This is a genomic window from Streptomyces sp. NBC_00457 (assembly GCF_036014015.1).
Classification (GTDB): domain Bacteria; phylum Actinomycetota; class Actinomycetes; order Streptomycetales; family Streptomycetaceae; genus Streptomyces.
On the sequence record NZ_CP107905.1, the window covers coordinates 2,722,917 to 2,742,779 of the forward strand.

Annotated in this window: 18 protein-coding genes and 1 pseudogene; 7 read left to right on the plus strand and 12 right to left on the minus strand. The window is 69.9% G+C overall.

The window, feature by feature from the left end; translation table 11 throughout:
- The 3 genes from OG828_RS12440 to OG828_RS12450 are packed head-to-tail and all read left to right on the plus strand — an operon-like array spanning position 1 to position 2,445.
- The gene (locus tag OG828_RS12440; RefSeq protein ID WP_328354340.1) at positions 1 to 819 is read left to right on the plus strand and encodes an ABC transporter ATP-binding protein; all 819 of its coding nucleotides are present in this window, start codon (positions 1 to 3) and stop codon (positions 817 to 819) included.
- The gene (locus OG828_RS12445) at positions 806 to 1,690 is read left to right on the plus strand and encodes an ABC transporter permease (protein WP_328354343.1); all 885 of its coding nucleotides are present in this window, start codon (positions 806 to 808) and stop codon (positions 1,688 to 1,690) included. Before OG828_RS12440 ends, OG828_RS12445 begins: the two co-directional genes overlap by 14 nt.
- Positions 1,691 to 1,695: 5 nt before the next feature.
- Positions 1,696 to 2,445 (plus strand): sirohydrochlorin chelatase, encoded by a 750-nt coding sequence (locus OG828_RS12450; protein WP_328501163.1) that lies wholly within the window; start codon positions 1,696 to 1,698, stop codon positions 2,443 to 2,445.
- On the opposite strand, the gene OG828_RS12455 is transcribed toward OG828_RS12450, so the two are convergent.
- Together OG828_RS12455 and OG828_RS12460 are read right to left on the minus strand one after the other, a co-directional pair.
- A complete protein-coding gene (locus OG828_RS12455; protein WP_328501164.1) occupies positions 2,400 to 2,831 on the minus strand; it encodes a nuclear transport factor 2 family protein in 432 nt (143 codons plus the stop codon). The two genes, OG828_RS12450 and OG828_RS12455, sit on opposite strands and share 46 nt — an antisense overlap.
- Entirely contained in the window at positions 2,824 to 3,369 is a 546-nt protein-coding gene (locus OG828_RS12460) for a DUF1697 domain-containing protein (protein ID WP_328501165.1), read from the minus strand. Before OG828_RS12460 ends, OG828_RS12455 begins: the two co-directional genes overlap by 8 nt.
- A gap of 228 nt (positions 3,370 to 3,597) precedes the next feature.
- On the opposite strand from OG828_RS12460, the gene OG828_RS12465 reads away from it, so the two are divergent.
- On the plus strand, positions 3,598 to 5,853 hold the full coding sequence (locus OG828_RS12465; RefSeq protein ID WP_328501166.1) for an MMPL family transporter: 2,256 nt from the start codon (positions 3,598 to 3,600) through the stop codon (positions 5,851 to 5,853).
- Positions 5,854 to 5,912: 59 nt separating this feature from the next.
- Here the strand turns inward: OG828_RS12465 and mgt are convergent.
- The 4 genes and pseudogenes from mgt to OG828_RS12485 all read right to left on the minus strand — a co-directional run bounded on the left by mgt (position 5,913) and on the right by OG828_RS12485 (position 10,218).
- Positions 5,913 to 7,158: pseudogene (gene mgt / locus OG828_RS12470) on the minus strand (macrolide-inactivating glycosyltransferase).
- Positions 7,159 to 7,166: 8 nt separating this feature from the next.
- Entirely contained in the window at positions 7,167 to 8,447 is a 1,281-nt protein-coding gene (locus tag OG828_RS12475; RefSeq protein WP_328501167.1) for an ABC transporter substrate-binding protein, read from the minus strand.
- Positions 8,447 to 9,280: a carbohydrate ABC transporter permease gene (locus OG828_RS12480; protein ID WP_328501168.1), complete on the minus strand. Its 834-nt coding sequence runs from the start codon at positions 9,278 to 9,280 to the stop codon at positions 8,447 to 8,449. Before OG828_RS12480 ends, OG828_RS12475 begins: the two co-directional genes overlap by 1 nt.
- Positions 9,277 to 10,218, minus strand: coding sequence for a carbohydrate ABC transporter permease (locus OG828_RS12485; protein ID WP_443062392.1), 942 nt, complete (start codon positions 10,216 to 10,218; stop codon positions 9,277 to 9,279). The genes OG828_RS12480 and OG828_RS12485 overlap by 4 nt, the downstream gene beginning before the upstream one ends.
- Positions 10,219 to 10,409: 191 nt before the next feature.
- On the opposite strand from OG828_RS12485, the gene OG828_RS12490 reads away from it, so the two are divergent.
- Positions 10,410 to 11,273, plus strand: a complete 864-nt coding sequence (locus tag OG828_RS12490) for a phosphotransferase enzyme family protein (RefSeq protein WP_328501169.1) — start codon at positions 10,410 to 10,412, stop codon at positions 11,271 to 11,273.
- 43 nt (positions 11,274 to 11,316) lie between these two features.
- Here the strand turns inward: OG828_RS12490 and OG828_RS12495 are convergent, their stop codons facing one another.
- Both OG828_RS12495 and OG828_RS12500 read right to left on the minus strand, forming a co-directional pair.
- Positions 11,317 to 12,561, minus strand: a complete 1,245-nt coding sequence (locus OG828_RS12495; RefSeq protein ID WP_328354370.1) for a hypothetical protein — start codon at positions 12,559 to 12,561, stop codon at positions 11,317 to 11,319.
- An 88-nt stretch (positions 12,562 to 12,649) separates the two neighbouring features.
- Positions 12,650 to 13,630: a LysR family transcriptional regulator gene (locus tag OG828_RS12500; RefSeq protein WP_328501170.1), complete on the minus strand. Its 981-nt coding sequence runs from the start codon at positions 13,628 to 13,630 to the stop codon at positions 12,650 to 12,652.
- A gap of 91 nt (positions 13,631 to 13,721) precedes the next feature.
- On the opposite strand from OG828_RS12500, the gene OG828_RS12505 reads away from it, so the two are divergent.
- Together OG828_RS12505 and OG828_RS12510 are read left to right on the plus strand one after the other, a co-directional pair.
- Positions 13,722 to 14,714: a DMT family transporter gene (locus tag OG828_RS12505; RefSeq protein WP_328437934.1), complete on the plus strand. Its 993-nt coding sequence runs from the start codon at positions 13,722 to 13,724 to the stop codon at positions 14,712 to 14,714.
- Complete coding sequence (locus OG828_RS12510) at positions 14,660 to 15,181, plus strand: YbaK/EbsC family protein (RefSeq protein WP_328437935.1); 522 nt, start codon at positions 14,660 to 14,662, stop codon at positions 15,179 to 15,181. Before OG828_RS12505 ends, OG828_RS12510 begins: the two co-directional genes overlap by 55 nt.
- 163 nt (positions 15,182 to 15,344) lie before the next feature.
- On the opposite strand, the gene OG828_RS12515 is transcribed toward OG828_RS12510, so the two are convergent.
- From OG828_RS12515 to OG828_RS12530, 4 genes are all read right to left on the minus strand, one after another.
- Positions 15,345 to 16,082, minus strand: a complete 738-nt coding sequence (locus OG828_RS12515; protein WP_328437936.1) for a 3'-5' exonuclease — start codon at positions 16,080 to 16,082, stop codon at positions 15,345 to 15,347.
- Between the two features lie 105 nt (positions 16,083 to 16,187).
- Positions 16,188 to 17,426: an SAV2148 family HEPN domain-containing protein gene (locus OG828_RS12520; RefSeq protein ID WP_328504859.1), complete on the minus strand. Its 1,239-nt coding sequence runs from the start codon at positions 17,424 to 17,426 to the stop codon at positions 16,188 to 16,190.
- Positions 17,427 to 17,528: 102 nt separating this feature from the next.
- A complete protein-coding gene (locus tag OG828_RS12525) occupies positions 17,529 to 18,851 on the minus strand; it encodes a copper amine oxidase (protein ID WP_328354384.1) in 1,323 nt (440 codons plus the stop codon).
- A gap of 55 nt (positions 18,852 to 18,906) precedes the next feature.
- Positions 18,907 to 19,719 (minus strand): Tat pathway signal sequence domain protein, encoded by an 813-nt coding sequence (locus tag OG828_RS12530; protein WP_328354387.1) that lies wholly within the window; start codon positions 19,717 to 19,719, stop codon positions 18,907 to 18,909.
- Between the last annotated feature and the right edge of the window lie 144 nt (positions 19,720 to 19,863).

Genomic DNA, 19,863 nt, shown 5'->3' on the forward strand with positions numbered 1-19,863 from the left:
ATGAGTTCCCAGGAGGTGACGACCATGGCCACGACCACGACCCTCGCCAAGGCCGCAGACGACGCCGCGACGGCCGCACACGCCGCCCGGATCGAGCACGTCTCGAAGTCGTTTCCGGGCCCCGCCGGGCAGCAGCTCGTGCTGGACGACATCAGCATCGATGTCGCGCCCGGCGAGTTCGTCACGCTCCTGGGGGCCTCGGGCTGCGGCAAGTCCACGCTGCTGAACCTGGTGGCCGGGCTCGACGCGCCCACCGCCGGGTCCATCACCACGGACGGCCGCCCGGCCCTGATGTTCCAGGAGCACGCCCTCTTCCCGTGGCTGACCGCGGGCAAGAACATCGAACTCGCCCTCAAACTCAGGGGCGTCGCGAAGAACGAGCGCCGCGACAAGGCCGAGGAACTCCTCGAACTCGTCCGGCTCAAGGGCGCGCACGGCAAGCGGGTGCACGAGCTGTCCGGCGGTATGCGCCAGCGCGTCGCCCTGGCCCGCGCGCTCGCCCAGGAGAGCCGGCTGCTGCTGATGGACGAGCCGTTCGCGGCGCTGGACGCCATCACGCGGGACGTCCTGCACGACGAGCTGACCCGGATCTGGGCGGAGACCGGGGTGTCCGTTCTCTTCGTCACGCACAACGTGCGTGAGGCGGTGCGGCTCGCGCAGCGCGTCATCCTGCTGTCGTCGCGGCCCGGCCGGATCGCCCGCGAGTGGACGGTCGGCATCCCGCAGCCCCGCCGCATCGAGGACGCGCCCGTGGCGGAACTGTCCGTCGAGATCACCGAAGTACTGCGTGGGGAGATCCGCCGTCATGGCCAGCACTGACTCGAAGACGACGGAGGACCCCGGGAGCATCGAGGCGGGCCTCGACGCGCTGGAGACCTCGGTCAGCGGCCGGCCGCCCTTCCGGCAGACCCTCCGCGAGAAGATCCTGCCGCCGGTCATCGCCATCGCCGTGGTCCTCGTCGTCTGGCAGGGACTGATCTCCCTGAAGATCGTCGACGACCCCGCGAAGCTGCCCTCCCCCGGTGCCGTGTGGGCCGAGGTCGAGGACGCGTGGCTGAAGGGCACGCTGCTCGACTACATCTGGACGAGCGTCTCGCGGGGCCTGTTCGGCTTCGCGCTCGCCCTCGTCATCGGCACGCCGCTCGGCCTGCTCGTGGCCCGGGTGAAGTTCGTGCGCGCGGCGATCGGCCCGATCCTGTCCGGGCTGCAGTCGCTGCCGTCGGTGGCGTGGGTGCCGGCCGCCGTGATCTGGCTGGGCCTGAAGCCCGAGATGATGTATGCGGTGATCCTGCTCGGCGCGGTGCCGTCGATCGCCAACGGTCTGGTGTCCGGCGTCGACCAGGTGCCGCCGCTGATCCTGCGCGCGGGGCGGACGCTGGGGGCGACCGGACTGCGCGGTACCTGGCACATCGTGATGCCCGCGGCGCTGCCCGGCTATGTGGCGGGGCTGAAGCAGGGGTGGGCGTTCTCCTGGCGCTCGCTGATGGCCGCGGAGATCATCGCGCAGGCACCGGACCTGGGCGTGGGACTCGGCCAGTTGCTGGAGGTGGGCCGCACCAACAGCAGCATGGCGACGGTCTTCCTCGCCATCCTGCTCATCCTGTTCGTCGGTATCGCCATCGATCTGCTGATCTTCAGCCCGCTGGAGCGCTGGGTCCTGCGCACCCGCGGTCTGCTGGTGAAGAGCTGAGTCCCATGCACACGATCTCCAAGAAGCCGGTCCTTCTCGTCATCGCCCACGGCAGCCGCGACCCGCGGCACGCCGCGACCGTCCATGCCCTGGTACGCCGGGTACGGTCGCGGCGGCCGGGGCTGCGCGTGGAGACCGGCTTCCTGGACTTCAACGTCCCGTCCGTCCAGGGCGTGCTGGAGTCCCTGGCGGCGGAGGGCGTCCGGGACGTCGTAGCCCTGCCGCTGCTGCTGACCCGCGCCTTCCACGCGAAGGCCGACATCCCCGCCGTACTGCGGGACGCCCCGCCGCGGCTGCGGATCCGCCAGGCGGAGGTACTGGGCCCGTCCCCGCTGCTCCTGCAGGCCTTGGAACGGCGGTTGTACGAGGCGGGACTGACGCCCGCCGACAAGTCCTCGACCGGGGTCGTGCTGGCCTCGGCGGGGTCCACAGACCCGGAGGCGATCGCGGTGATCGCCGACATCGCGCGGGAGTGGTGGCACACCGGTTGGTGCGCCGTGCGACCCGCGTTCGCCTCCGCGGCCCTGCCCCGCACCGAGGACGCGGTGCGGGAACTCAGGTCCCTGGGCTGCTCGAAGATCGCCGTCGCCCCGTACGTCCTGGCCCCCGGCTTCCTGCCGGACCGCATCGCCCGCGGCGCGACCGAGGCAGACGTACTGGCCGACGTGCTGGGCCCGGCACCGGAGGTGGCGCGGGTACTGCTGAAGCGCTACGACGCGGCACGCACGCCGATGCCGGTGGCCGTGGGCGCCTGAGCCCGTTCTGGGGGGAACGCCTGAGAGCAGTACGGTGTCGCCTGGTGGAAGTACAACAGCCACCGCTCCCCTGCCCGTCGCCACAGTGAACTGCGGTGTGCCCGGGTGCCGTTGCTCTCCGTGTCGTAGGTGAGGTGGACCAGGTCGGGGGCGAGCTGGACGCCGTGCAGGTGGGAGGGGACGACGTGGCGGGAGCTGGGGTCCGTACCGGAGGTCAGGGCGGTGATGATCGAGGCGCGGTCCCAGTGCCGTCCGGACGCGCCGAACTCGTGGAAGTCGGGGTGCAGCAGCGCCCCGAGCAGTTCGGGCGAGCGGCGGACGTCGGGGGCGAGCAGCCTCAACTCGCCCTCGATGGCCGCCTTCACTGCGGAATCGTGCTCAGTCACTGGTCATTTCCACGAGCTTGACGACCGTGTTCCAGTTGCGGGACGTGGCGATCACGCCCTTGTTCAGCCGGGGCTTGGAGAGGTGCTCGGCGAGCTTGGAGCGGCCCAGGCCGTTCGGCGCGTACAGGTACAGCGCGCGGTCGCCGAGGCGGAACTCCTCGGGGAGGTAGGCGGCCTGGTCGATCTCGGCGAAGCGGTCGAGGCCGACCGGCGCGGAGAAGTAGGTGACGTGCAGCTGTTTGGCCTCGAGGTCGGCGGCCGGGAACGGACAGGCCTCGGCGACCGCCTTCAGATAGGCGTGGTCGCGCACGATCACGTCGACGCCGAAGCCGAAGTGCTTCTCGATCGCCCGCGTCAGCTCCGCGGCGAGGGATTCCTCGTCGCCGTGGCCGCTGGAGAACACGGCCTGGCCACTCTGCAGATAGGTGCGTACGCCGTCGTAACCGAGGCCCTCCATGAGCGTGCGCAGCTCGGCCATCGGGACCTTCCTGCTGCCCCCCACGTTGATTCCGCGCAGCAGCGCCGCATATGTCGTCATCCGCCCAGCTTATGCGGCTGGGGCACCCTGGGCCCCGCCCCCGAGAACTCCGAGTAGATGTAAGGGACCACAGTCCTCCCCAGTGGTGAGACCTCGGTATCCGAAGTGATGAGTCGCGGGCAGGGCACTTCACCGGGCAGCACGACGAGATGGCTTTATCCGGCCCATACCTTCGAAGTGGAGGTGACGGCAGGGGGCCGGCACCGTTGACGAGGGGGCAAGCCCGTCATGGGGAACGGAGATATACGGGTGCGGGGCATCGCCGCCCGGGCCGGCGGCTGGAGCGCCCGGCACCGATGGGCTGCCGTCGGTATCTGGGTGCTGTTCGTCGTCCTGGCGATGGGGCTGGGGTCGGCCGCGGGCCGGGTCGACGTCAAGGACAGCGATCAGCTCAAGGGCGAGACACACACCGCCGCCAGGATCATCGAGGACGCCGGGATCGACGAGCCGGCCGGTGAGACCGTCCTGATCCAGGCGAAGGACGGCGGCGTCAAGGCCACGGACGCTGACTTCCGGGCCGCGGTCGAGTCCGTGGTCAAGGCGGTCGAGGGGACCGGTGAGGTCACGGACGTGACGTCGCCGTACGAGAGCGACACGATCTCGAAGGACGGCCGCAGCGCGCTCGTGCAGTTCGACATTCGCGGGGACGCGGAGACCGCGGGCGAGCGGGTCGAGCCGGTCCTCAAGGCCGTCGAGGACGTTCAGAAGGACCATGAGGCGCTGCGGATCGAGGAGATCGGCTCCGCCAGCATGATGAAGACGTTCGACGACGCGTTCGGGGACGACTTCAAGAAGGCCGAGTTCTCGGCGGTGCCGGTGGCCCTCGGCATTCTGCTGATCGCCTTCGGCGCGCTGGTCGCGGCGCTGCTGCCGGTGCTGCTGGCGATCACCGCGATCATGGCGACGATGGGTCTGATGGGCATCGTCAGCCATGTGATGCCGATGAGTGAGACCGCCAACTCCGTGATGCTGCTGGTCGGTCTGGCCGTCGGCGTCGACTACTGCCTGTTCTATCTGCGCCGCGAGCGCGAGGAGCGGGAGGCCGGCCGGGACGCGCAGACCGCGCTGCGGATCGCCGCCGCCACCAGTGGGCGCGCGATCATCGTCTCGGGTGTCACGGTGTGCGTGGCGATGGCGGGCATGCTGTTCACCGGGCTCGCCGAGTTCGAGGCGATGGGCCTGGCCTCGCTGATGGTCGTGGCCGTCGCCATGGTCGGCTCCGTGACCGTCCTGCCCGCGCTGCTCTCGCTGCTCGGCGGACGGGTGGAGAAGGGGCGGATTCCGTTCCTGCGCCGCCGTCAGCGCAAGGGCGGCGGCTCGGACAGCCGGTTCTGGACCGCCGTCCTCAAGGGCGTGCTCGCGAAGCCGCTCGCCTCCGTCGTCGTCGCGGCCGGTGTACTGCTGGCGATCGCGGCTCCTGCGGTGGGCATGAAGACGCAGAACCTCACGCTGGACCAGGAGTTCGGCGACTCGCTGCCGATCGTGCAGACGTACAACCGCGTCAACGACGCCTTCCCCGGCGGCTCCGAGCCGGCCGAGGTGGTCGTCAAGGCCGACGACATCAACGCTCCCCAGGTGCAGGCCGCGCTCACGGACTTCCGTGAGCAGGCGATCAGTTCGGGGGCCTCGCGCGGCCCGGTGGACATCAAGCTGCACGACGCGCAGAACGTCGCCTTCGTCTACGTCCCGCTGGTCGGCGGCTCCGACCTGGACAAGGCGGGCGCGAGCCTGGACAAGCTGCGCGACGAGGTACGGCCGGCCACGCTCGGCAAGGTCGACGGCGTCGAGGCGCCGATCACCGGACAGGTCGCCGGTTCGAAGGACTTCAACGACCAGCTGGCCGGAGCGGTCGTCCCGGTCTTCGTGTTCGTCGTGGTCTTCGCCTTCCTGCTGATGCTGCTGTGCTTCCGCTCGCTGACCATCGCGATCACCTCGATCGTGCTGAACCTGCTGTCGGTGGGTGCGGCGTACGGCATCCTCGTCGCCGTCTTCCAGCACGGCTGGGGCGCGTCCCTGGTGGGCGCGGAGGGTGTCGGCGCCATCATCACCTGGCTGCCGCTGTTCCTCTTCGTGATCCTGTTCGGCCTGTCGATGGACTACCACGTGTTCGTGGTCTCGCGGATCCGCGAGGCGCGACTGCGCGGCCGTACGACGAAGGACGCGATCGCCCACGGTGTGGTCACCACGGCCGGCGTCGTCACCAGCGCCGCGGTCATCATGGTCGCCGTGTTCGCGATCTTCGGGACGCTGTCCATGCAGTCCATGAAGCAGATGGGCGTGGGCCTCGCGGCCGCGGTGCTCATCGACGCGACGATCATCCGGGGCGTGCTGCTCCCGGCGGTGATGGCACTGCTGGGCGAGCGCAACTGGTATCTGCCGAAGTGGCTGAACCGGATGCCGGATCTCACGCACGACGAGGCGCCCGAGGCCGTGACGCGGGAAACGCCGTCGCGGGACGACGAGGGCGAGCCGGTGAGGGTCTGACCTCACCCCGAACGGAGGGCCCGTTGGCTACAGGGGAGCCAACGGGCCCTCTCTCCTGCTCACTTCTTCCGTGGCAGCTCCGCCTCGATGAGGTCCGCCGCCCGCCGCGTGCCGCCCTCCTCGGCCATCTCGGCCTGGAGGCTCCGCAGCCGCCGGGCGACCTCGGGATCGTCGACGAGCGCGAGGGCGGCGGTGCGCAGCGCCTCGGCGGTCGCCTCCTCCATGGGAAGGTGCCGGGCCACGCCGAGCGACTGGAGCATGTCCGCGTTGCCGAACTGGTCCACGGCCTGCGGTACGGCGATCATCGGCGTGGCCGTCGCCATTCCCTCCTGGCTGCCGCCCGCCCCGGCGTGCGTGACGAACAGATCGGCCTGCTTGAGGACCGCCAACTGCGGGACCCAGGACCGTACTTCGACATTGTCCGGTACGGCGCCCAGTTCGGCGGGGTCCACGTGCCTGCCGATCTGGAGGACCAGGTGCCAGCCCGGCAGCTCGCCGAACGCCTTGACGCACTCGCGGTAGAAACCGGGCTGCTTGGTGAAGGACGATCCCAGCGACACCAGGACCACCTTCTCCGCGCCGGCCGGCCGCTGCCAGTCGCCCTCGTGCGAGCGGTCGCCCTGACAGGCGCCGACGAAGGTGTACACGCTCTCGTCGACCCGGTCGGCGTGGGGCTGGAGGGCCTTCGGGATGAGGACGAGGGAGCGGGCGGGGCGGCCGACGAAGGGGTCGGGGTGCTCGGTCATCCCGTTCTCCTGCAGCCAGTTGTGGAACTTGGCGTAGTAGGCACGCCCGCGCTCGGTCTTCTTCGGCTCCTCCCACATGGGCTCGGCGACCTCCTGCTCATAGCCTTCCCAGGCGACGAGGTTCGGGGAGAGCGAGATCGCGGGCACGCCCCAGCGGTGAGCCAGGACGCGGGCCGGGTAGGCGGTGATGTCCTGGAGCACGAGGTCCGGTTCGTCGCCCTCGTACGCGGCGATCAGCTGGGGCAGCGCCTGGATCGCGTCGTTCAGGAACGGCTCGACGTGGTCCAGGAGGGTGGTGCCCCAGGCCTCCGGATCGGCGTCGGGGCCGGGCAGTGTGGAGTTCCAGAGCTTGGGCTCGGCGCCCGTCCCGGCCACCTTCTCGGCGAAGGCCGGCGGAATCGCGTACGTGACCCGGTGCCCGCGTGCCACGAGCTCGCGGATCACTTCGAGGCTCGGGTTCACGTGGCCGTGGGCGGCGATGGAGAACATGGCGATGTGTGCGGGGGCGGTCATGTGAACGACAGTATGCGAGACGATACGTCTCGTGCAACCGGAGTATATGGGCTGTCAGCGCTGGTAGCGCGCCAACACCAGGTTCCCGTCCTCCTCCAGCCGCTCCCGCAGCTCGTCCCGTCCGATCGCGCCGCTGTAGTACTCCTGGAACGCCGGGGTGGCCACCTTGTCCTTCCACTCGGGATAGCCGCGGACGGACTGCGCGGGTGCCGAGCGCAAGTGGGCGGCGAGGGCGGTGCCGGTGGCCCAGTCGTGTTCGGCGGTGTGCAGGGCGGGGTCCTTCAGTGCCTGTGTGCCGGTGGGGAGCATCCAGTCGCCCAGGGCCAGTCGGACCATATTCTCCGGCCGGAGCAGGAAGTCGATGAACTCGGCGGCCTCCTTCTTGTGCGGGCTGTCCTCGGCCACGGACAGCGTCTGCGGGCTGACTCCCTGGGCGAGCCCGTCGGCTCCGGCGGGGGCAGGCAGCACCTGCCAGTCGAAGCCCTTGGGAGCCTGCTGCACGATCTGCTGGCGGTACGAGAAGCCGAGGGGCACCATCGCGTACTTCCCGCCGAAGAACCCGGGCAGGGTGTCCGAGCCTCCGCTGCCGAGAGTCGTGGGCGAGGCGCTGCGGTCGGTGTTGACCTGGTCGTGGATGGTGTCCGGCACCACCTGGTCGGCCGTCCCGAAGCGGATGGTGACCTTGCCGTCCTGATTCCGGTGGAACAGCTGTCCGCCGGTGGACAGGGACAGGTTGAGCGTGGCGGAGACGGGTTCCTTGAGCGGCCAGGCCACGCCGTACGTGCCGTCCCCGCTGAGCTGCTCGGTGATCCGCCGGAACTCCGCCCAGCTCCACGGCCGTTCGGGTGTCGGGATGCGTACGCCGGACTCCTTCAGCCACTTCGCGTTGGCGATGAGCACGCGGGGCTCCTGGAGGAACGGCACGCCGTAGATCCCGTCCCCGAAGGTCGTCGTGCGCCAACTGCGCTGCGGGATGTCGGACTTCAGCCGCCGCGGCAGCAGGTCGGTGAGGTCGGCCAGATAGCCGCCGTACGCGAAGTCCGCGAGGTCGTCCGAGGCGTCGTGGATGATGTCCGGCGCCTCGCCGCCCTCGAAGGAGGTGAGGAGCTGGTCGTGGACGCTGTCCCAACTCCCCTGCGCATACTCGACCTTGACGTCGGGATGGGACGCGTTCCACTGCGCCACCAGCTCCTTGTTGGCGGCGACGGACTCCTCCTGCCAGGCGAGGGACTGGAAGCGCAGGGTGACGCGGCCGTCGTCGGCCACGTCGTCGCCGCTGGTGCAGCCGGTGAGCAGCAGCCCCGTGACGAGCGCGGCGATCCATCGGATCCGCATCAGCTCTTCACCGCCCCGGCGAGCATGCCGCCCGTGATCCGTCGCTGGATGAGCGCGAAGACGACCAGCGAGGGCAGGGTGGCGAGGAACGCGGCGGCGGCGAGCGGGCCGAGGTCGGCGACGCCCTCCGCGCCGATGAAGTGGGTGAGCACGACCGGCAGCGTCTGTTTCTCCGGTGTCTTGAGCAGCACGAGCGCGAAGAAGAACTCGTTCCACGCGGTGATGAACGCGAACAGCGCCGTCGCCACGATCCCCGGCGCGAGCAGCGGCGCGACCACCGAGACGAGGGTGCGCAGCCGTCCGGCGCCGTCGACGGCCGCCGCCTCCTCCAACTCTGCGGGCACCGCGCGTACGTACCCCACGAGCATCCACAGCGCGAACGGCAGCGCCCACACCACGTACACCATGACCAGTCCGGGCACCGAGTTGATCAGCCCCAGGTTCTTGAGCACCAGGAACAGCGGGATGATCACCAGCACCAGCGGGAACGCCTGGCTGACGACCACCCAGCCGGTCGCGGCCCTCGCGAGCCGGGTGCGGTGCCGGGCCATGACGTACGCCATCGGTGTCGCGATCAGTACGGCGATCACCGCGGCCCCGAGCGCCGCGACGAGGGAGTTGAGCGCGGCGTGCAGCAGCGGCTGTTCGTCGAAGGCCTGGCGGAAGTTGGCCAGGGTGGGGTTCTCCGGGATCCAGGTGGGGTGCAGGCTGCCCAGCTCGCGTGGCGGTTTGAACGCGGTCGAGATCAGCCAGAGGAAGGGGAAGGCGAGAAAGACGAGATACCCGAGCAGCGCCGCGTACTGGCCCGCGCGGGCCGCCTGGCTGGTCCTCATGTGTCCTGTCCTCCCCTCAGACGGCCGGCGAGGAAGACGGCGAGGAGCACCGAGATCACCGCGACCATCACGCATCCCATCGCCGCCGCATAGCCGAACTGCCCATAGCGGAAGGCCTCTTCGTAGGCGAACAGCATGGGCAGGCGGGTGCGGCCGCCGGGTCCGCCGCTGGTCAGCACATAGACCAGCGCGAACGAATTGAAGTTCCAGATGAAGTTGAGCGCGGTGATCGCCAGCGCGACCGGTCTGAGGGCGGGCCAGGTGACCGTACGGAACCGGCGCCAGGCGCCCGCGCCGTCCATCGCGGCCGCCTCGTGGAGTTCGCGCGGGGTGTTCTGCAGCCCGGCGAGCAGGGCGACCGTCGTCTGCGGCATGCCCGCCCAGACGCCGACGACGATCACCGCGGGCAGGGCGGTCGCCAGGCCGCTGAGCCAGTCCCGGCCGTCGCCGAGGCCGAGGTCGCGCAGGGTCTCGTTGAGGATGCCCGCGTCCGGGTTGTAGACGAGCCGCCACATGACGCCGACGACCACCTCGGGCATCGCCCACGGGATGATGGCCAGCGCGCGGGCCAGCCATCTCAGGCGCAGCTCCTGGTTGAGCAGCAGGGCGAGCCCGAGGGCGAGCAGGAACTGCGGCACGGTCACGCCGACGGCCCAGACCAACCCGATCCGGAACGACTCCCAGAACAGCGTGTCGTGCAGCAGATCCCGGAAGTTGAGCGTGCCGATCCACTCCGTGGGCTCGGTGCGGCCCGACTGGGCGTCGGTGAACGCCAGCAGGATCCCGTACAGCAGCGGTCCGACGCTCAGCAGGAGGATCGGGATCAGGGCGGGTAAGACCAGGAACCAGGCGCCGTGGTCGGCGGCAGGGCGTTTCCGGCCGGTGCTCGGCGCGCGTTTCGCCGCGCCCTCCCCTCGCACCTCGGTCACCAATGTCACGGAATCAGCCCCTTTGCGCGGCTCGGACGGGCCCCGTCATGGTCGTGAAGGCGGTCGGTGTCGTCAAGACACCGCGCGCCCGGCGCGACCTGTGCGAATGCGACACTGACCGGCGGATGGCGGGAAGGTGACGCCGTACGCGGACGCACAGGGATCACTCAGGATCACTCGGGATCACTCGGAGGTGGACGATGGACGAGGCACGGGCGCGGGACGTGCTGGCCGCGGCAGGGGTGTTGCCCGGACCGGTACGGGATGCGCGGTTGCTCGCCCTGGGTGAGAACGCCGTGTTCGCCGCCGGTGACCTGGTCGTCAAGGTGGGCCGCGACGCCGAACTCCTGGACCGGGCCCGGCGGGAACTGGACATCGCGCTCTGGCTGGAGGCGGCGGGTGTGCCGGCGGTGCGTGCCGCCGCGCCGAAGGCACTCCTGGTCGAGGGGCATCCGGTGACCGTGTGGCATCGGTTGCCCGATCCCGTACGGCCCGCGGAGCCGCGGGATTTGGCCGAACTGCTACGGGTCGTCCACGCACTGCCCTCTCCCTCCTTCGAGCTGCCGCCCCGCGATCTGCTGGGCGGGGTGGAACGCTGGCTGCGGCTTGCGGGCGACGCGATCTCTCCCGCCGACGCGGCCTTTCTGCGTGCGCGCCGGGACGGCTTCGCGACGGCCGCGGCTGCCCTGGTCCCGCGTCTGCCGCCCGGGCCGATCCATGGCGACGCGCTGCCGCGCAATGTGCATGTCGGGCCGGACGGGCCGGTGCTGGTCGATCTGGAGACGTTCTCGACTGATCTGCGGGAGCACGACCTGGTGGTCATGGCCCTTTCCCGCGACCGCTACGGGCTCCCTGCGGCGGCGTACGACTCCTTCACCGACGCGTATGGCTGGGATGTGCGCGAGTGGGACGGGTGCTCGGTGCTGCGCGGCGCCCGGGAGACCGCCAGTTGCGCGTGGGTCGCCCAGCATGCGCCGAGCAACCCTGCCGCGTTGGCCGAGTTTCAGCGACGGGTGGCGTCTTTGCGGGACGGGGATGAGACGGTGCGGTGGTATTCCTTTTGACACCTGCTGAACTGTCCGATGCCCGCTGAGTGTTGGCGACCTCTCAAAGATGCTGGAACAGCACTTGGATCAGGGCAGGCATGGCAGGGGCCAGTAGATAGAGACCGATTCCGGTCACGGCCTTGCGGGTCGTGACCGGAAGCACGGGAGTGGACCAGATCCGCGCTACCGCCGCGTCACATTCATCACTGGGAAGGCCGCTTGCGTACAGAGACTCGACGTGAGCTTTCTTGACATCCAACGCGAAGTGGTAACCGATCGAGGAGGGATAGACGATCACAGCCATGTCCACGAGCATCACCCCCAGCACAATGAACACCATCCAAGGTGACGCCGGCAGCCAGACCATGAAGAGGACCAGCAAGCCGATCATGTGAGCCAAGGCGGAGCCATAAGTCCACAGCATGAAGCGGCGCAACGGACGCAGCCCCTGGAAACCGTCGCTGTCGAATCTCATGTTCGGCGTCACCCCGAAACCGAGTGCCGCGGACCGATACAGGTAGCCGGTGAAGACGACGCCCATGACCAATTGCTTGGCCAGGAAGTGGAAGGCGTAGGTGCCGGCTGCACACAAGGCCACCGCCATTTCGGGGTGGGTGTGCCAGTTGGCCCACCAACCGGCGTAGACCTCGTCGCGCCAGATCGCGTCAGGGAGCGCGGTCGGATTCCATGTCTCCATGAGGCCATGAGCGTTGACGAAGGCGTACAGCGCGATCGTGCCAGTCGCCGCGGCCACCATGATGCCCGCGGAGACACTCCTGCGGCCCAGCATTCGGAACCACGCGTTGGTCTTGCGGACCAGCGTGTCGTGTCGACGGATCTGTTCGGGGGACAGCCGGGTCCCTCCGCCATTGCGCTCGTTCATCTGAACGAAGTCGGCGATGGCCTGCACTTGCTGGCAGCAGAAGAGGGGCGTGACGAAGACAACAGTCAACACGATCAGGCCGGCCAGATCCTGGAGGAGGGACAGGCTTACGCCGCTCAGTTCGGCATCGGCGGAGAACAAGTGGGCCAGCGCCCACCGTCTGTCCGGGTCAGGCGACGGTCCCAGGGCTCCGCCCGCTTCTGCCAGTCCCAGCAGGGTGACGGACGCGACCAGGCTGATCAGCAGAATCTTGGTCTTGGCTGTCAGCGGCCAGTACAGCAGGCTGATCAGCAGGCGAGCAGCCTCCCGACACGGCCTCGGCACTCTCCGCAACAGGCGCATCGCCAAGCGGATACCGACGGGCGCGGATGAGCGGAAGACTCCACCGATCAACTGCGGTTCCAAGGTCTTCAGCTGCGCCATCCTCGCCCCCCGACGGTGACACACGATGTTCCTTTATAACCAGCCTGCGCGGCAGGCGCCTACTCCGCGGGGGCAAACACAGGGAAGCTCAACTGGGTGGCTCTGTCCGCGAGTTCGCGAGCGGTGTCCTCGTTGCCGCGAACCCTGAGCGCGTCTCCTCGCTGTCGCGGTCGACGTCCCGGATGGTTCGCGCGGCGCGGCGCAGTTCGGCCAGAACCGTGCGAACAGCTGCCCTTGCTGTGCGCTCGGGGCGGTGCACCGCGTCGATGTGGCGTCTTGCCTGGACGCCGCTGAGGGGTCTGAGGACCAGCTCGGGGTGTGGGCGCATCGTCCAGCGTGGCATCAGGGCGATACCGCCTCCGGCCGCCACGGCCTCGGCCACGACCGCGAACTCGTTGATGCGGTGGGCGAGATGGAGGCGACGGCCGGCCGCTGCGGCGATGGCCTCGATGACTGCCAGGACGGGGAAACCGTCGTGCACGGTGATCCACGGCTCGTCGGCCACGTCGCGTGGGGTGACGCGGCGCTTGGCGGCCAGGGGGTGGTCGGCCGGCATGGCCACATCCAGTGGCTCGCGCAGCAGCGTCGTCGTGGCCACCATGTCCGGCCATGGCGGGGCGTGCTCCAGGCGGTGGGCGAGGACGAGGTCGTAGTCCCGGGTCAGTCGGGGGAAGTCCTCCTGGGGCACGTCCTCGTCGGCCAGCCTCGGCACCGGCTTGCCCGGGCCGGCCAGCGCACGGAGCAGCAGCGGGAAGAACGCCGCGCCCGCGCTGTGGAACGCCGCCACCGACACCTCCCCGTCCGGCCGCCCGACGAACGCCTCGACCGTGTGCCGCGCCCGCGCGAGCGCCGTCTCCACCTCGACGGCCGCGCCCGCCAGCGCCAGTCCGGCGTCGGTGAGCACCAGGCGGCGCCCCTGACGTTCGGTGAGCGGGACCGGGATCGCGCGCTGCAGCAGCCGTAGCTGCTGGGAGATCGCCGATGGCGTCACCAGCAGCGCCTCGGCGACCGCCGTGACGCTGCCCAGTTCGCCCAGCTCCCGCAGGATCCGCAGCTGCCGTTCGTCCATCGCCCCAGTGTAGAACTCTGTAGCTCCGCTAAATGGTTGTTTTAGAAGGTGGCACTGGGCTTCAAGGATGTCTCCGGTGCACTGTGGGCGCGTGTCCAACGTCCGCCGTACCGATGCGGTACTCCTCCTTGTCGCGCTCGTCTGGGGTTCCAGCTATCTGTCCGCCCAGACGGCCACTGCCGCGCTCCCCGTCCTTCTCGTGCTGTTCGCCCGCTACGCCCTGTCCGCCGTCGCCTGTCTCGGCCTGGTCGCCTCCTGGCGCGGGTCACGCCGGTGGACGCGTGACGAGCTGCGGGCCGGCGTGCCCCTGGGGGTGACGCAGGCCGCGGTCCTGGGTGTGGAGACGTACGGCGTCGCGCACACCAGCGCCGCCAACGCCGGCCTCATCATCAGCCTGACCATCGTCCTCACCCCGCTCCTCGACCGCGGCGGCCACCGCGGCGCACTGCCTGTCTCCTTCTTCGCCGCGACCGGTGTCTGTGTCCTGGCCGTCGGTCTGCTCATGTCCGGCAACGGCTTCCACGCGCTCCGCCTCGGCGACCTGCTGATGCTCGGCGCCGCGCTGATCCGGGCCGGGCATGTCGCCCTCGTCGGCCGCTTCACTACCGGGCGGGCGATCCGTCCCCTGCACCTGACGACCGTGCAGACGCTCGTCGGCACGGCCCTGTTCCTGCCGGCCGCGGCCCTGGACCTGCCGACGCTGGTCCGTGCGGACCCGGCGACCTGGGCCCAGCTCGTCTATCTCGCCCTGTTCTGCAGCGTGTTCGCCTTCCTCGCGCAGACCTGGGCCGTGCAGCGCACCTCCGCCAGCCGGGCCAGCCTGCTGCTGGGCACCGAGCCGGTGTGGGCGGTCGCGGTGGGCGTGGCGCTAGGCGGTGAACACCTCACCCCGCTCACCGGCCTCGGGGCGGCCCTGATGCTCGCCGGCACCTACTGGGGGCAGGCCGTGGAACGGGCCCACCGAAGCGCACAAGAACCCCGGCTCCTCTCCGCCCCGGCCCTCGACAAGGATCGCGACAAGGACTCCGCATGCCCGAGCACGCCCACCACGACCTCCCCCACCACGACACTTACGAGCACCTGACCTCCCTGCTGGACGCCTCCCACATCGACTACCGCCTGATCGACCATGAACCCGAAGGCTCAACGGAAGCCGTCTGCGCCCTGCGCGGGCACCCGGCCCACGAAGCCGCGAAGTGCATCGTGCTGCGGGTCAAGGTGGACCGCCGCACCACACGTCACGTCCTCGCGGTCGTCCCCGGCGACCGGCGGGTGGACCTGGACGCGGTCCGGGCGCTTTTCGACGCCCGCTACGTCGCCTTCAGCGACCCGGAGACCGCCGAGCGGCTGGCCCGTGCCGTCCCCGGCACCGTCCTGCCATTCAGCTTCGATCCCGACCTCGAACTGGTCGCCGATCCGGACGTCGTGGCGCAGCCGAAGATGTACTTCAACGCGGCCCGGCTCGACCGCTCGCTGCTCATCTCGGGCGCCGACTACGAGCGACTGGCCAAGCCCCGCATCGAACGCATCGCAACGCCCGCACCGGCGTGAGGGAGGGGGGCATCGCGACGGGGATCAAGCCCGGCGCATCCCTGTCGCGGGCCGGTTCACGGCCGAACCGCCGCGCCGAACGTGACGCATGGCTTCGCCCGGTCCACCGACTCCGTCCGCCCCGCCTCTTCCACCGACACGCGGTTCGTCTCGCCCACCGGGCTCAGATCGCCTCGCCCGGCACTGTCTCCTCCGCCGGTTCCCGCAGTGGCCATGTCCCGTCGATCACCGCGTCTGCCTCGCCCTTGCTGCGCAGGAAGTTCTGGAAGTCGGCGGCTCTTTCGGCGTACCAGTCGATCTGGCGGCGGTGGAGTTCGGCCGGGCCGAGGGCGGCGATCTTGGGGTGGCGGGTGGCTATGGCGCAGGCCAGTTCCGCTGCGGCGAGGGCGTCGGAGGTGGCGTCGTGGGCGGAGTCGAGGGCGACGCCGTATTCGGCGCAGACCGCTTCGAGGTTGCGCTTGCCGCGGCGGTAGCGGTCGACGGACCGGTCGATGGTGTACGGGTCGATGACCGGGGCGGGGTCGACGCCGCCCAGGCGGTCACGCAGCGACGGAAGGCCATGGCGCCGCAGCTCGGCCGCCAGCAGGGTCAGGTCGAAGGCCGCGTTGTAGGCGACGACCGGAACGCCCGTCTTCCAGTACGTCGCCAGGACGTCCGCGATGGCGTTCGCGACCTGGTCGGCCGGCCTGCCCTCGGCGGTGGCGCGCTCATTGCTGATGCCGTGTACCGCCACCGCGTCCGCCGGGATCTCCACCCCGGGATCGGCCAGCCACTCCCGGCGCCCTATGGGCTGCCCGGCCCTGACCTCGATCACGGCCCCCGTGACGATCCGCGCCTTGCGCGGGTCCGTGCCCGTCGTCTCCAGGTCGAAGCCGATCAGCAGCTCTCGGTGCCAGCCCATGCCTGGCCCCCCTTCTCGGTGGTGCTTTCCCCCAGTGGTCTCCACCTTCCCATGGGCCACTGACAATCAGAGGACCGGCATTCCGCTTACCCGGTGGGGGACTTGTCAGGACACCGGCCGCGAATCCGCCCAAGCCTGCTCGAACTCCTCGCGGTACGTCGGAAACAGCCCGCTCTCATCGACTTCGCCCGGCTTGACCACCTTGTTGCCGTTGCGCAGCACCAGCACCGGCGCCTCCATGCCCCGCGCCCGCCGCAGATAGGACTGCACGACGGCGATCCCGTCCGAGCCGTCGCCGTCGACGAGGTAGGCGGTGAAGCGCGGCGTCTCGTCGTAGACCTGGATCTCGAAGGCGCCCGGGTCGCGCAGCCTGGACCGCACCCGCCGCATGTGCAGGATGTTCATCTCGACCGCGCGGCTCAACTCCCCGCGTTTGATGCCGAGTTCACGCTCGCGGCGCTTGACCGCGCTGGAGGCCGGGTTGAGGAACAGCAGCCGCACCCGGCAGCCCGTCTCGGCCAGCCGGACCAGCCGTCGCCCGGAGAAGTTCTGCACGAGCAGGTTGAGGCCGATACCGACGGCGTCGAGCCGGCGGGCGCCGCCGAAGATGTCCTCGGCGGGGAACTGCCGCAGCAGCCGCACCCGGTCGGGGTGCACGGCGACCACGTCCGCGTACCGGTCGCCGACGAGGTCCTCGACCGCGTCGACGGGCAGCCGGCGCGCGGACGGTACGTCGGTGCCCGTGCCGAGTATGTCGAGGAGGCGGGCGGAGGCCCGCTCGGCCTGGTTGAGGACCGCTTCGGACAGGGCCCGGTTGCGGGAGACGACGTTCCGGGTGACTTCCAGCTCGTCCAGGGCGAGTTCGACGTCCCGGCGCTCGTCGAAGTAGGGCTCGAAGCACGGCCAGTGCTGCACCATCAGCTCGCGCAGCTGCGGCAGGGTGAGGAAGCTGAGCACGTTGTCGTCGGCCGGGTCGAGCAAGTAGCCCTTGCGGCGGCTGACTTCGCGTACCGCGACCGCGCGCTGCACCCACTCCTGCCCGGCGGGTCCGGCCGCGGCGACCACCCACTCGTCGCCGTGGACGGGTTCGTAGATGGGACGCAGAACAGCGGCCACGACCGCGCGCAGCCGCTGTTCGACGAGGTTCAGCCAGATGTAGGCCCGGCCGGCTCGCTGGGCGCGTGTACGTACCTCGCGCCAGGCCTCGGCGTCCCAGTCCAGCTCCGGTCCGATGGAGCCCGTGTCCATCGGACGGGCCAAGGACACCGTGCCGGGCGGGGCGTCTGTGGAGTTCCCCTCGTGACCCTCGTCACCAGGGGGCAGCTCCAGCCCTCCCGAGCCCACCCGCGCACCGCCTTCCGCTCCCCCGAGCACTCCCCGTGTCAACGATCAAGGAAGGGTACTCCGGGAGCGGCCCGAGGTGCAGCCGGATGGACGGACCGTTTCTCAACTACCGTCCATGGGATTGCCGTTCTGATCGGCCAGCTCAGCCGGAGTGAGCGGATTCATGGCGGTGACATCGCGCGGGGCGATGGAGAATCCCTGCCAGTGGACCGGCATGGGCTGCTGGTCCTCGTCCCGGGCTATGTGGTGGAAGCCCACATTGACCCAGGCCACGGGGTGCTTGAGGGTCTGTCCGCCGACCCACTTGTCGACGGACTTGGGGTGGGAGCCGGCACAGCCCGGGTTGTTGCTGGCGAAGAGCTCGCACTTGTTGTACTGGGTGAAGTAGATGTCGTGCTTGGTGAAACTGCGGCCCGGGTACTTGGTGCTCGGGCCGGGGACGAACTCGTACGAGCGCGCGTGGCCGTCCTTGTTCTTGCCGGTCGCGCTGACCATCCGCCACCAGCGGTAGCCCTTGGCGTCGCCCGCGAGTTCCTTGGTGACCTTGGTGCTGGTGGTCTTGGTCGTCGGGGCGAACTGCTGGCCGCGAGGCGGGGAGACGGTCGAGTCGTACTGCTCGACCCGGTTCTTGGTGGAGCCGTCGAGGGCGAAGTCGAGCCGCCAGAAGGCGTTGTGGCTGTGGCTGGTGGCCTTGGCCTTGGGCCCCTTGCCGATCGGCCAGCCGCGTCCGTCGCCCGCGTCGTAGTCGACCGGGGAGAGGCTGCCGGTCGCGCCGACGTTCATGTTGATCGTGCCGTCGTCCTGGAAGCGCCATTCGGTCATGTACTCGTACCAGCCGACCTGGTTGACCGTGTAGACGAGCAGGTCCTTGCCCTGGGCCTGGAAGACCTTGTTCGCGGTGTCGCCCTGCATCCGGTAGGCGTGGCCCCGCGCGCGGGTGGTGGTGCACAGGCCCTTGACGTTCGGGTTCTCGCCCTCGTGCGGGTCCGGGACCTTGACGGTCTTGATGGTGCCGCCGGGGCATTCGCCGGGCGCAAGCGGCATCAGGTCCTTGGCGAAGTCCTGGCCCGTCAGGTCGTCGTACTCCGCGTTTCCGTCGTCGTACGGGACGTGGATCTGGCCGAGCCGGCCGCTGTTGAGCACCTTGATCGGCTTGGCCTCGCCCTTGGGCTGGTAGGAGATGTCGTCCAGGACGAGGCCGGCCTTGCTGTGGTAGCTCCAGCACATCCGCCAGGTGGTGCCGCCGGTGAGCTTCTGCTCGATGCGGTAGGCGGCGCTGCAGTCGGCGGCGGCCGCGGCGGCGGTCTTGGGCTGGGCGGCGGCCGGTCCGGTCCCGGTCGTCAGACCGGTGGCCAGCGCGGCCACGGCGACACCGAGGGCCGCCGTCCGGCGGTGGGCACGGCTGATTCTGTTCTGCACGCGCATGAAGAAGTGACTCCCTGCAGGAGGTGCGGGTTGGAAAAGTGGACGGAGGGTCGGCTCAGCCGTCGAGGTCGGCGACCTTGCGGGCACTCAGGTCGATCACCAGGGACATGGTGTCGATCCACGACCCGTTCTTGACCTTCGTGAACAGCCGTACGCAGCGGTGCTCGCCGCACTTGTCCAGTACGGCGGGCTGGGCGCCCGGCGAGGCCCGGTAGATGCCTCCGCTCAGCCGCAGCTGGTCCGGTGAGGTGAGTTCCTTGCCGGTCGCGTCCTTGTAGTCCGCCTTGAGGTCCGCGCCCAGCGGATCGGCGATCAGCAGGCTCGCCGCCTCGATGCTCTCGGCCCGGCTGGGCGGCGGCTGGACGCCCTGCCGGCTGGTGGTCTCCACGACCTTGCCGGTGTCGAGGTCGACGGTCCTGGTGACGAGGGCGTCGTCCCGGTAGTCGTAGAACGTCACGTCGGCACGCCGGGGCCCGTCCGCGCCGGCGCCGGAGTCGGCCTCCGGCTCGGCCAGGTCGATGCTCACGCGCTGCGGTCCGCGTTCGCCCTCGACGTCCTCGCTTGCGTTGAGCAACTGCCGGTTGACCGCGAGCTGTTCGGCCCGCTTCATCTCGTCGTCGGTCAGCGGGTCATTGCCCTTGCCTTTCTCGCCCTCGGCCGGGGCCTCCTCGACGACACCGGGTGCGACGGCCTCGCCCTGCCCCGGTACCGCCTGCTGTCCGGCCCCGCCGGCCGCCTGCCGGCCATCCGTTTCGTCGGCCCCCGCCGACCCCGGAAGGGTGACGGCGACCATCACGGCGGTCGAGGCCACCGCGATGGCGGCCCCGGCCACCACCTTGCCCAGATGACGGTGCACTGCGTTGCGCACGTTGTTGCCCCCTACTCCCCCGACATCCCTGGGAGTACCTGTTGCCCCACTGGTTCGGCATACGTGTGTATGCACTGGTCGTGAGGTAAGAGGGACGTAAGTCATAGGAGGTTCCCTCACTTTCGGGGAGACTCGGGGCCAAGG